Source organism: Thiohalorhabdus sp. Cl-TMA, from assembly GCF_041821045.1.
Lineage (GTDB): Bacteria > Pseudomonadota > Gammaproteobacteria > Thiohalorhabdales > Thiohalorhabdaceae > Thiohalorhabdus > Thiohalorhabdus methylotropha.
In genome coordinates this window covers 60,617-71,621 of record NZ_JBGUAW010000002.1, presented here as the reverse complement: position 1 = coordinate 71,621, position 11,005 = coordinate 60,617, and the positions used below count along the sequence as shown (strand labels likewise).

At 67.3% G+C, this 11,005-nt stretch carries 13 protein-coding genes; 9 read left to right on the top strand and 4 right to left on the bottom strand.

Annotated elements, in window-relative coordinates; genetic code table 11:
- Positions 1–20 precede the first annotated feature (20 nt).
- A complete protein-coding gene (locus tag ACERLL_RS02560; RefSeq protein WP_373654496.1) occupies positions 21–740 on the bottom strand; it encodes a L,D-transpeptidase in 720 nt (239 codons plus the stop codon).
- A gap of 197 nt (positions 741–937) precedes the next feature.
- Here ACERLL_RS02560 and ACERLL_RS02555 point away from each other — a divergent pair, with 197 nt between their 5' ends.
- Both ACERLL_RS02555 and ACERLL_RS02550 read left to right on the top strand, forming a co-directional pair.
- Positions 938–2,089, top strand: coding sequence for a PilT/PilU family type 4a pilus ATPase (locus ACERLL_RS02555; RefSeq protein WP_373654495.1), 1,152 nt, complete (start codon positions 938–940; stop codon positions 2,087–2,089).
- Positions 2,090–2,147: 58 nt separating this feature from the next.
- On the top strand, positions 2,148–2,468 hold the full coding sequence (locus ACERLL_RS02550) for a hypothetical protein (RefSeq protein WP_373654494.1): 321 nt from the start codon (positions 2,148–2,150) through the stop codon (positions 2,466–2,468).
- Positions 2,469–2,717: 249 nt separating this feature from the next.
- On the opposite strand, the gene ACERLL_RS02545 is transcribed toward ACERLL_RS02550, so the two are convergent.
- The 3 genes from ACERLL_RS02545 to ACERLL_RS02535 are packed head-to-tail and all read right to left on the bottom strand — an operon-like array spanning position 2,718 to position 4,123.
- Positions 2,718–3,395: a glutathione S-transferase N-terminal domain-containing protein gene (locus ACERLL_RS02545; RefSeq protein WP_373654493.1), complete on the bottom strand. Its 678-nt coding sequence runs from the start codon at positions 3,393–3,395 to the stop codon at positions 2,718–2,720.
- Between the two features lie 22 nt (positions 3,396–3,417).
- Positions 3,418–3,579, bottom strand: a complete 162-nt coding sequence (locus ACERLL_RS02540; protein WP_373654492.1) for a hypothetical protein — start codon at positions 3,577–3,579, stop codon at positions 3,418–3,420.
- A 19-nt stretch (positions 3,580–3,598) separates the two neighbouring features.
- A complete protein-coding gene (locus ACERLL_RS02535; protein WP_373654491.1) occupies positions 3,599–4,123 on the bottom strand; it encodes a DsrE family protein in 525 nt (174 codons plus the stop codon).
- Positions 4,124–4,270: 147 nt separating this feature from the next.
- On the opposite strand from ACERLL_RS02535, the gene ACERLL_RS02530 reads away from it, so the two are divergent.
- The 7 genes from ACERLL_RS02530 to ACERLL_RS02500 all read left to right on the top strand — a co-directional run bounded on the left by ACERLL_RS02530 (position 4,271) and on the right by ACERLL_RS02500 (position 10,991).
- Positions 4,271–4,903 carry a DUF72 domain-containing protein gene (locus ACERLL_RS02530; RefSeq protein WP_373654490.1) on the top strand — a complete coding sequence of 211 codons (633 nt, stop codon included), beginning with the start codon at positions 4,271–4,273 and terminating at the stop codon, positions 4,901–4,903.
- Positions 4,904–5,070: 167 nt separating this feature from the next.
- Complete coding sequence (trxA, locus tag ACERLL_RS02525) at positions 5,071–5,394, top strand: thioredoxin TrxA (RefSeq protein ID WP_373654489.1); 324 nt, start codon at positions 5,071–5,073, stop codon at positions 5,392–5,394.
- Positions 5,395–5,747: 353 nt separating this feature from the next.
- Positions 5,748–7,004, top strand: a complete 1,257-nt coding sequence (gene rho / locus ACERLL_RS02520) for a transcription termination factor Rho (RefSeq protein WP_373654488.1) — start codon at positions 5,748–5,750, stop codon at positions 7,002–7,004.
- 75 nt (positions 7,005–7,079) lie between these two features.
- On the top strand, positions 7,080–7,289 hold the full coding sequence (gene rpmE, locus ACERLL_RS02515) for a 50S ribosomal protein L31 (RefSeq protein WP_373654487.1): 210 nt from the start codon (positions 7,080–7,082) through the stop codon (positions 7,287–7,289).
- 57 nt (positions 7,290–7,346) lie between these two features.
- Positions 7,347–8,177 (top strand): thermonuclease family protein, encoded by an 831-nt coding sequence (locus tag ACERLL_RS02510; protein ID WP_373654486.1) that lies wholly within the window; start codon positions 7,347–7,349, stop codon positions 8,175–8,177.
- A complete protein-coding gene (locus ACERLL_RS02505) occupies positions 8,174–8,698 on the top strand; it encodes a hypothetical protein (RefSeq protein WP_373654485.1) in 525 nt (174 codons plus the stop codon). Before ACERLL_RS02510 ends, ACERLL_RS02505 begins: the two co-directional genes overlap by 4 nt.
- Before the next feature lie 22 nt (positions 8,699–8,720).
- Positions 8,721–10,991, top strand: coding sequence for an NADP-dependent malic enzyme (locus ACERLL_RS02500; RefSeq protein WP_373654484.1), 2,271 nt, complete (start codon positions 8,721–8,723; stop codon positions 10,989–10,991).
- Positions 10,992–11,005: the final 14 nt, after the last annotated feature.

The window sequence follows — 11,005 nt, the reverse complement described above, 5'->3', positions numbered from 1 at the left end:
GGGTGCGTGGCCACCCCGCGCTAGTTGATTTCCAGCTCGAACTGGAGGGGCCGGCTCCATTGATCCCCCAACCGTCCCAGCAGGCTCCCTCCCCCCAGGGTCAACCGCTCGGATGGGACGTCCAGATCCCGCGCCAGGGCCTCGCGCAAATAGGAGCGAACGTCCCCGATTCGGTCATAGACATCCGGGTACAGCACACCGCCGGTCTTGTCCAGCACCAGCGGCTGGTAACGGATCTCCACGGGCACCGGCTCCGGAAGCCGCACCCGAACAGGCCTGCCGGGATGCGCCTCGCGTTGGCGCCGGATCTCCACCCGCCGGTCCGGGGACAGCAGGTGCCGCTGGAGACGCTCCGCCAGCCGTACGGCGGTACCGTTGGCCAACCGTACGCAGCCGTGGCTCATGGCACGCCCGAGCCGCCCCAGGCGACGGGTACCGTGGATATAGTAGGGGCCCGCCAGCTGGATCTTCACCGCCCCCATGGGGTTCTCCGGCCCCGGCGGGCGGCGCTCGCTGCCCGCCGTTTCACGCATGGAGCGCGGCGGAATCCACGCCGGATTCCAGATCAGCCTGTCCACCTCCCAGCGTCCCGCCGGCGTGGGGTGTTCAGGGTCGCCGATAGTCACCGGCCGCTCCATGAGCAGCTTTTCGCCGTCGTAGAGCCGAAGGATGTACGCGGGGAGATTGACCTCCACGCGCAAGTCCCCGCCCACGGCCGGACCCACGGCGAGGCCCGCCAAAAGAATCCCGATCGCAATCAGCCCCCCTTTCCATCCCCTTGGACGCCGGAGCCGGCGATGGGCACGCAACAATGTCTCTCCCTTCCCGTTCAGGAAGCCTGCACAGGTCCGCTTCACTGTGATAGTCATTTAGGGACCGTGCCGAGGGGCCAGCGATACCGCGGCCTACCTCCCGGCCACCCAGGGGCGAATTATTTATGGATTTGAATGCGTTACTGAAGTTCATGGTGGATAAAGCGGGCTCGGACCTTTACCTCAGCACCGGCACCCCGCCCTCCATGAAAGTGGATGGCCGGCTCGCCCGAGTCGGCAAAACCCCGGTCAAGGCCGAGGACACGGAGCGGATCGCCGCCTCCATCCTCAACGAGCGCCAGAAGGCGGAGTTCGAGCGCGACCTGGAGCTGAATCTGGCCCTGTCTTATTCGGGGCTCGGACGGTTCCGCGTCAACCTCTTCCGGCAGCGGGGCACCGTGGGCCTCGTGATCCGGCGCATCTACGACGTGATTCCCTCTTTCGAGGAGCTCCACCTGCCCCCCCGGGTGCGGGAAGTCATCGATGCCCAGCGCGGCATGGTGCTGGTGGTGGGCGCCACAGGCTCCGGAAAGTCCACGACCCTGGCCGCCATGATCGACCACCGCAACAGCACGAGCGCGGATCATATCATTACGGTGGAAGATCCCATCGAGTACGTGCACAGCCACAAGAAGTCCCTGGTGAACCAGCGCGAGCTCGGCATGGACACGCTGTCCTGGGAGTCCGCGCTGGAGAACACCCTGCGGCAGGCCCCGGATGTGATCCTGATCGGCGAGGTGCGCAACGCCCGGGTCATGGAGCACCTCATCGCCTTCGCCGACACCGGCCACCTCGCCATCTCCACGCTCCACGCCAACAACGCCAATCAGGCAATGGAGCGGATCGTAAACTTCTTCACCGAGGATCGCTACAACCAGACCCTCATGGACCTGTCCCTGAACCTGCGGGCGGTGATCTCCCAGCGCCTGATTCCGCGCGCCGACGGCCGGGGGCGGGTTGCGGCCGTGGAGATCCTACTCAATACCCCCACCGTGGCAGACCTCATCGCCCAGGGCCGATTCGGGGAAATCAAGCAGGCCATGGAGGAGTCCCGGGACGAGGGCATGCAGACCTTCGACCAGGCCCTGCTGGACCTGTACAACCGCGGCGAGATCACCGCCGAGGACGCCCAGGGGCACGCCGACTCCGTCAACGACGTCCGGCTCGCCGTGAAGATGGCGCGGATCGAGAAGGGCGAATCCGTACCGGAGGAGACGAACTATCAGCTCGACGACGACTCTGCGGGGCGCGGAGGCAAAGGCCCCCGGCGGTTGTAGAGCGCCCCCGCTGTCCTTATGTATGGTCGGAGAACCCCTACAACCCGAGGAGACGGATATGGCCCGCGATATCCAGTGGCAGGGCGAAGCGGCGATGGACCTGCTGTCGGACGCCCTGGATAACGGCGACGAGGTGGTGGTCTGGTTCGAGGGCGAGCCCGTTCAGGATCTGGTGGCCATGGCCCAGCATCTGGACCCCCTGAACGAGAAGCCCGACCTGAAGCGGCCCGCGCTCTATCCGGTACAGGCGGTGCTCGGGGCCGGAAAGCACCAGCACATCAAGCCGCTGGCGCAGCTCCACGACAAGGCCGACGGCAACGGCTACCTGGTGGACCTGGATCCCGACGCCGGCAGCATGCGCTTCCATAAAGGCGTCTGAGCAGCCCTGCGGCGAGAAGGGCATTACTGTTAACCGCCAAGGACGCCAAGTAAAGCCAACCAACCGCCTGACGAGGTTTCGGTAGCCCGGGGGCTCGGGCCATCCGGCGTAAAGAGCGCACACGGGGCCGTACGGAAGGTACGGCCGCCCCCCGGCCAACCCCCGCCCGGAAAGCCGCTACTCAGGCCTCCTGCCGTTTCCCTTAGCGCGCTTGGCGTCCTTGGCGATTCATTCTGGTCTTTCCCGTCCTCAAAACAGCGCATCCTCGCCGCTCGCCAGCTTCACCCCGCAGGCATCCTCCACCCGCTCGAAGTAGTAGAGCAGGTCCAGTGGCGGCGAAACGCCGTCCACCCAGCGCAGGAACCCCCATTCACTGACGATGTGGAGGTCGGCCACGGACAACCGACCGCTGAAGAAGCGGCTCTTGGCCAGCACGTTGGCGAAGCGCCGCAGCTCCGCGGCGGCCTCGAACTGCCGGTAGTCGGCGTAGCGGGCGTTCACCAGCTCCTCCAGCCGGGCACCGTGGCGGTGCTCCACCTGGCGGCGGAAGTACTCGGCGGCCTCCTCGTCATCGCCCAGACCGCTGTAGCCGAGCTGGGTCGGCCCCCGCAGCCGATCCACCAGGACCTCCAGCTCCCCCATCCAGCGCTTGAGCGCTTCGTAATCCGCCGGGCCTACCGCATCCTCGAACAGGGGCGGCTCGGGCCGCTCCTCCTCCAGACGGCGGAGGATGGTCTCCGATTCGAGCAGGGCTTCTCCCGAGTCCGATACATAGACGGGAAGCTGCTTCTTCCCCGCCAGCTCGATGGGGGTTTCCAGGTCGGTGTAGGGCAGGGCGATCTGCTCGGCTTCCACCCCCTTGGCGCCCAGCGCCAGACGCACCCGCTGGGCGGGCGGGCAGAAGGGGTAGTGGTAGAGGGTCGGCATGGCGGCCTCCGCAGCGACGGCTTCAGTCCGAGGTGTTCAGGGACTGCACCATACCAACCATGAGCAGTAGCAGGCCCACGGGGACCAGCGCATACACGGGGGATTGGAACCCGGTCAGGAAACCGCCCACGCCGCCCGCCACGACGGAAACGGCACCCACGGCCAGTATGATCTTGCCCACCACGGCTCGACTCCTCCCGGCCTCACCAGGCCACGTAGGTGTATCCCTTGTTGCGCTGCAGCTCCACCATATCGACGACGCCGCTGGCCACGTAGACGGCCTCGTCGATCAGGGCCTCCTTGCCGAGATCCAGCGCCTTGAGCGTCTCCCCGCAGGCGTGGAACTTGACGCCGTAGGCGGAGAGGCTGCGCACCCGCTCGCGGAGCCCGGGATCCACCGGCCGCTGCGGCTCCTTGAGCAGGAGGTGGATCCCCGGACCGAAGCATTCGAGCACGATGGCCACATGGTTATTATAGTGCTTCAGCACCACGGAGGCACTGTGCACGATATGCCGCTGGTACTCGGGCTCGGCGTGATTGAGCTGGTAGAGTACCTTCACGTCCGGCTCGTCGCCGGGGAAGGCGAGATCGTCCTGCTGGGCGGGGGCCGAGCGCGTGCCGCTCAGGGCCAGGAGGCCGCCGCCAACCGTGCCCGCCAGCCCGCGCAGGAGCCCCCGCCGCCCCGCATCCGGGTCGCCGCCGTGCCGCCGCTTCAACAGCGCTTTCATCGGGAGAAACCTCCGCGCTTCAGGAGAATGGAGCACTTTCGCCATCCGGTACAGACCGGGCGACGCTTGCTAGAATCCGAACAGATCACTATAGCAAAGTGCGCATGACTCCTTTACCCATTCCGCGTACGGGAGAGAAGAGACCGCATGGATCGGCGGGAAAGCGGCATTCATATCGGCACACGGGGCTGGGTACTCCCCGAGGACGCCAGCGGCTTTTATCCGGAGGATCTACCGGAAGACTGGATGCTGGAGTACTACACCACCCAGTTCCATGCCCTGGAAATTCCGCCCCTCGCCGAGCCACCGGACGCGGAAACGGTGGCTTTCTGGGACGAGGAGACCCTCGAGGACGCCACCCTCAGCCTCTCCCTGACGGGCGAGTGGGGCCGTCGTCTGGCCGCCGGCCGGGACCCGGCCCCCCTCGCGCGGCTCTTGGAGCCTTTGGGCGACAAGCTGGCGGTCCTGGTCTGGCCGCAGAAGCCGCCGACCCGGGCGGCCGCCTTCTGGCCCCGGACCCTGCACCTGGACGGCACCGCCGAGATCCTGACGGAGGCCCGGCCCGGGCCGGGGGAGCGTGCCCCGGGAGCCGTCTACTACCGCCTCGGGGGTCCCGGACGCTATTCTCCGGAAAGCCTGGACAGGCTCGCGGAGTACCTGGTTCGGCGCGGCCGGGCGGGGCGCGCGAACTTCGTTTTCTTCACGGCGGTCCAAGGGGGAAATGCTATCCTAGACGCCATGCACCTCCAGGAAGCCGTGGAGGCTAGGTCCCGCGAATGACAGGGGCCCACCCATTCCGGTAGGGTTGACCGCCGACTGCGACCCCCTTACATTGACCAAGCCCCGCGGCCCGATAGGGGGCCGGCGGCAGGCTGCGCCCCCTTTACCGAAACGGCGATCGGACGGTTAAATATCCCTATACGTCCGGTCCAGCGCAGGAGGAAGGGATGAGCTCGACTCTGGATGTCACCGATGGCACTTTCGAACAGGAGGTGCTGAACTCTGACAAGCCGGTGCTGGTGGATTATTGGGCCGAATGGTGCGGTCCCTGCAAGATGACCGCGCCGATCCTCGACGAGGTATCGGACGAGTACGCCGACAAGCTGAAAGTTGCCAAGCTGAATATCGACGAGAACCCCAACACGCCCCCCAAGTACGGCGTGCGCGGGATCCCCACCTTGATGCTGTTCAAGGGCGGCAATGTGGAGGCCACCAAGGTGGGCGCGCTGTCCAAGGCCCAGCTGCAGGCCTTCGTCGAGGAAAACCTGTAGGATCGTCGTTGGGCTTCCGCTCCTCCGGGAACGGAGCCCGGCCCCCGACCCGGATCCAGGAACCGGGGCCGAAGGGCAACGTAGCCAGCGCCAGGACCGGCTCGCCACGCAACCCGCGGCCCCGATAGCAGCAAGCGAAAGACGACCCGGCTTACGGGGATTGACCGGAGCCACCAGGAGTCTCCGCCAATCCCTGGGTTGCCGTATTGTTGAACCATACCTTGAAGTGGCGCCACCCATGCGTCGCTTCCTCCGCCGCCGCGTGCGGCCATGCCCTAGCTGAGATCACTCCCGATTCGCCAACCCAAACCCCCTCGCTACCCAGGAAACGCAGTCAGGACCGAATCGCACTCATGAACCTCAATGATCTAAAGGCACAAACCGCCTACGACCTCAACGAGCTGGCCCAGGAAATGGGAATCGAAGGTGTAGGCCGCCTGCGCAAGCAGGACCTGATCTTCAACATCCTCAAGGCCCGGGCCAAGCAGGGAGAGAACATCTATGGCGAGGGGGTCCTGGAGATCCTCTCTGACGGCTTCGGCTTCCTGCGGGCGGCGGACGCCTCCTATCAGGCGGGCCCCGACGACATCTACGTGTCGCCGAGTCAGATCCGGCGCTTCAACCTGCGCGTGGGCGACACGGTGGCCGGCCAGATCCGCCCGCCCAAGGACAGCGAGCGCTACTTCGCCCTCCTCAAGGTGGAGCAGATCAACTTCGAGGCGCCGGAGAACACCAAGCACAAGGTGCTCCTCGACAACCTCACGCCGCTGTTTCCCGACGAGCGGCTGCGCATGGAGGTGGAGAACAGCGACCCGAAGGATCTGACCGGGCGGATCATCGACCTGGTGGCGCCGGTGGGCAAAGGGCAGCGCGGCCTCCTGGTCTCCCCGCCCAAGGCGGGCAAGACCATGATGCTGCAGTCCATCGCCCACTCCATCACCGCCAACAACCCGGAGTGCTACCTCATCGTGCTGCTCATCGACGAGCGGCCCGAGGAGGTGACGGAGATGCAGCGCTCGGTGCGCGGCGAGGTGGTCTCCTCCACCTTCGACGAGCCCGCCCAGCGCCACACCCAGGTGGCGGAGATCGTCATCGAGAAGGCCAAGCGTCTGGTGGAGCACAAGAACGACGTGGTGATCCTGCTCGACTCCATCACCCGTCTGGCCCGCGCCTACAACACCACGGTGCCGAGCTCCGGCAAGGTGCTCACCGGTGGTGTGGACGCCAACGCCCTGCACAAGCCCAAGCGCTTCTTCGGCGCGGCCCGCAACATCGAGGAGGGCGGCAGCCTGACCATAATGGCCACGGCGCTGGTGGATACGGGCTCGCGCATGGACGAGGTGATCTTCGAGGAGTTCAAGGGTACCGGCAACCTGGAGCTCCACCTGGACCGCAAGATGTCCGAGAAGCGCCTGTATCCGGCCATCAACATCAACCGCTCCGGCACCCGCCGCGAGGAGCTCCTCATGAACCAGGAGGAGCTGCAGAAGACCCAGATCCTGCGCAAGCTGCTGCACCCCATGGATTCCAACGAGGCCATGGAATTCCTGCAGGAGAAGCTCAAGGCCACCAAGGACAACGAGGATTTCTTCGCCAGCATGAACCGCTGACTTGCGAAAAACCGCAATCCCTTATAAGCTATCCAGCTTTTCCAACGGCGTTTCCAGCATTTCGAGGGCCCTGCGATGAAGGAAGGGATCCATCCCGAATACCAAACCGCCACGGTGAGCTGCGCCTGCGGGCACAGCTTCGAGACCCGGACCACGGTGGGCGATATCCACGTGGACGTGTGCTCGTCCTGTCACCCCTTCTTCACCGGGCAGCAGAAGATCGTGGACACCGCCGGCCGGGTGGAGAAGTTCCGCCGCAAGTACGGCCAGAGCGCCGGCAGCTGACAGCCGACTCCCGGCGGGATGCGGATGTCGAGAAGGGCGCCGGCGGGCGCCCTTTTTTTGGTCCTGGGCCTCCTTCCCCCGGCCGCTTCAGCGGCTGCCGCGGAGGGCACCGCCTATCGCTGGGTGGATGACCGGGGCACCGTGCACTACGGCGACCGCCCGCCCCCGGGCGCCGAGCCCATAGGCCGGGCCCGGAAATCCGGCGGCGGCGAATGGCGTGCCGTGGAGTGGATTCCCGACGGGGACACCATCCACCTCGCCGACGGCACCAAGGTCCGCCTCATCGGCATAAACACCCCCGAGGTGGCGCACCGCGACGATCCGGCCGAGCCCGGCGGTCCCGAGGCCCAGCGCTTCCTGCGCCGTTTCCTGGCGGAAAAGAAGGTGCGCCTGGAGCTGGGCCCGGAGAAAAAGGACAAGTACGACCGCACCCTGGCCCACGTGCACACGGCGGGGGGCGCCAACGTCAATGCCCTGCTGCTGCGTCGGGGCCACGCCCACGCCGTGGTCAAACCGCCCAATCTCTCCCGGCTGGAGCGCTATTTCGCCGCCGAGCGCGAGGCCCGGCGGGCGGGACGCGGCATCTGGTCCCGACCCCGTTACGGGGTCCAGCCCGCCGCCCGCGCCCGTGACCTGCGCAATGCCTTCCACCGGATCCGGGGCCGGGTGGCCAGGGTCGAAACGGCCCGCAAATACATCTATCTCCACTTTGCGGAAGATTTCGTCGCCATCCTGCGCAAGGACAGCCGGGACGCCTTCACCGGCGCCGGCAAGGCGCCCGCCAATATGGAGAGGCGCATCATGGTGGTACGTGGCTGGATCCATCTGCACGACGGCACGCCCTCGATCCGTCTCCGCCACCCCGTCCAGATCGAGTCGGTGCGATGAACGAGCACGGCGAGCTCAGCCACCGCGTGGTCCTGACCGCCGCAGACCTGGAGACGGCGGGACGGGCCGTTACCGCCCTCACCGAGGCCGGCATCGAGGGCCGGCACATCCGGGTCTTCCACCAGCAGCTTCCCGGCGGCGTAGACGCCGAGCAGGCCCCGGAGCACTTCACCCGGCTCACCTCGCCCTGGCACTGGGCCCGACGTGGCGCCCTGTATTCCCTGCCGCTGGGGCTACTGCTCTGGACCACCGGGTTCCATTGGATGTGGCTCCCCGGGGTGGTGGCCATCGGCGCCGTGTGGGGCTGGTTCGCCCGTTTCTACCTGGATCTGTTCCACGGCGACCAGACCCGCAAGCTGGAGGAGCTGGGCGTGCCCAGGGAGGATGCCCCCTTCTGGCAGACCCATATCACCGACGGCGGCACCGTCCTGGTGATCACCCTTCCGGCGGCCCAGGTGCCGGTGGCGGTGGAGGCTCTGGAACAAGCCGGTTTCGAGGATCGCCGCATCTATCTACCGTGACCCCACGGAGCAACGGAGCACCATGTCCAGTCAGGATTCCTTCCGCGCCGACGCCCTGCGCTATCATTCCCAGCCCCGCCCCGGGAAAGTGGAGGTGGAGCCCACCAAATCCTGCGCCACCCAGGGCGACCTCTCCCTCGCCTATACCCCCGGGGTGGCCGAGCCGGTGCGGGCCATCCACGCCGACCCGCCCACCGCCTACGACTACACCAGCCGGGCCAATCTGGTGGGCGTGATCACCAACGGCACCGCGGTCCTCGGCCTCGGCGACGTGGGCCCCCTGGCCGCCAAGCCGGTCATGGAGGGCAAGGCGGTGCTGTTCAAGCGCTTCGCCCACATCGACGTCTTCGACCTGGAGGTGAGCGCCGAGGATCCGGACACCTTCATCGACACGGTGGCCCGCCTGGAGCCCACCTTCGGCGGCATCAACCTGGAGGACATCGCCGCGCCCCACTGCTTCCGCATCGAGGAGGAGCTAAAGGCGCGCATGGACATCCCGGTCTTCCACGACGACCAGCACGGCACCGCCATCATCATCGCCGCGGGGCTGATCAACGCCCTGGAGCTGCAGGGCAAGGACATCGCCACCACCCGCATCGTCTGCATCGGCGCCGGCTCCGCGGGCATCGCCACCCTGCGGCTGCTACTGGCGCTGGGTGCGCGCCGGGAAAACCTGCTGCTCGCCGACCAGCACGGCGTGGTCCACGCCGGGCGCGAGGCGGACATGGACCGCTACAAGGCGGAGTTCGCCGCCGACACGCCCGCGCGCACCCTGGAGGACGCCCTGACGGGGGCGGACGTGGTCATCGGCGTCTCCGTGGGCGGCGTCCTCCAGCCCCGGCACATCGAGGCCCTGGCACCCCGGCCCATCGTGTTCGCCCTGGCCAACCCGGACCCGGAGATTCTCCCCGAGGAGGCCCGCGCGGTTCGGGACGACCTGATCATGGCCACGGGCCGCTCCGACTACCCCAACCAGGTGAACAACGTCCTGGGCTTCCCCTTCATATTCCGTGGCGCCCTGGACATCCGCGCCCGGGAGATCAACACCGAGATGCAGCTCGCCGCGGCGCGGGCGCTGGCCGCCCTGGCCCGGGAGCCGGTGCCCGACGAGGTGGCGCAGGCCTACGACGTGGACCGGCTCACCTTCGGCCCCGACTATTTCATCCCCAAGCCACTGGACCCGCGCCTCATCCAATGGGTGCCACCGGCGGTGGCCCGGGCGGCGACGGAGACGGGAGCAGCCACGGTCGCCGTCCCGGAATCCACGGAGTACGCCGCCCAGCTCGAGGGCCTGCTCGACCGCTCCATGCTGGTGATGCGCAAGGTCATGCGCCGGGCCCACCGCGCCCCCAAGCGGGTGGTCTACCCGGAAGGGGAGAACCGCACCATCCTGCGCGCCGCAGACGCGGTGCGCGAGGACGGCCTGGCCGTTCCCGTGCTCGTGGGCCGGGAACGGATCATCCGGGAGCGCCTCGCCGAGGAAGGCGTGGCGGCCGAGGGCCTGGAGATCATCGACCCGGCGGGGTTCGCCGGCATCGAGGATTACATCGCCGATCTGCATACCCTGCGGGGGCGCAAGGGCATGAGCCTGCGCGATGCCCGCCGGGCCATGCGCATCGACCCGTTCCGGTTCGCGGCCATGATGATGCGGCGCGGCGACGCCGACGCCCTGGTGGGCGGCGTGGAGAACCACTATGCCACCTTGCTGCGGCCCTCGCTGCAGATCATCCCCCACCGCCGGGTGTTCGGCATGCACATGCTGTTCGTCGGCGAGCGCATCTACTTCCTGGGGGACACCACGGTAAACATCGACCCCTCGGCGGAGGAGCTGGCCCGGATGGCGGTGGAGGCCGAGGGGCTGGTCCGCCATCTCGGCATGGAGCCCCGCATCGCCATGCTTTCCTTCTCCAATTTCGGCACCTCGCGCTCGCCCCGGGCCCAGAAGGTCCGCGACGCGGTGGCGCTGCTCCACGAGGAGCACCCGGACATGGAGGTGGAGGGCGAGATGCAGGCGGACGCTGCCGTGGAGCCGGACCTGCTGGCCGGCCTGTTCCCCTTCTCGAAGCTGTCGAGGGGCGCCAACGTCCTGCTGTTCCCCGACCTGGACGCCGGCAACGCCGCCTACAAGCTCCTCATGCACCTGGGCCGCGCCCAGGCGGTGGGGCCGATCCTGGTGGGCATGGAGAAGCCGGTGCAGATCGTGGAATGGGGCGCCTCGGCCACCGACGTGGTGAACATGAGCGCCTTCGCCGTACAAGAGGCGCAACAGGCGACGGGAGAAAACGCCAAGTAGCCAAGGCGCCAAGG

Bases quoted from the DNA above. Each gene is read 5' to 3' on its own strand.
- ACERLL_RS02555 (WP_373654495.1), top strand. From the start codon at position 938: ATGGATTTGAATGCGTTACTGAAGTTCATGGTGGATAAAGCGGGCTCG.
- ACERLL_RS02550 (WP_373654494.1), top strand. From the start codon at position 2,148: ATGGCCCGCGATATCCAGTGGCAGGGCGAAGCGGCGATGGACCTGCTG.
- ACERLL_RS02545 (WP_373654493.1), bottom strand. From the start codon at position 3,395: ATGCCGACCCTCTACCACTACCCCTTCTGCCCGCCCGCCCAGCGGGTG.
- ACERLL_RS02535 (WP_373654491.1), bottom strand. From the start codon at position 4,123: ATGAAAGCGCTGTTGAAGCGGCGGCACGGCGGCGACCCGGATGCGGGG.
- ACERLL_RS02530 (WP_373654490.1), top strand. From the start codon at position 4,271: ATGGATCGGCGGGAAAGCGGCATTCATATCGGCACACGGGGCTGGGTA.
- trxA (WP_373654489.1), top strand. From the start codon at position 5,071: ATGAGCTCGACTCTGGATGTCACCGATGGCACTTTCGAACAGGAGGTG.
- rho (WP_373654488.1), top strand. From the start codon at position 5,748: ATGAACCTCAATGATCTAAAGGCACAAACCGCCTACGACCTCAACGAG.
- rpmE (WP_373654487.1), top strand. From the start codon at position 7,080: ATGAAGGAAGGGATCCATCCCGAATACCAAACCGCCACGGTGAGCTGC.
- ACERLL_RS02505 (WP_373654485.1), top strand. From the start codon at position 8,174: ATGAACGAGCACGGCGAGCTCAGCCACCGCGTGGTCCTGACCGCCGCA.
- ACERLL_RS02500 (WP_373654484.1), top strand. From the start codon at position 8,721: ATGTCCAGTCAGGATTCCTTCCGCGCCGACGCCCTGCGCTATCATTCC.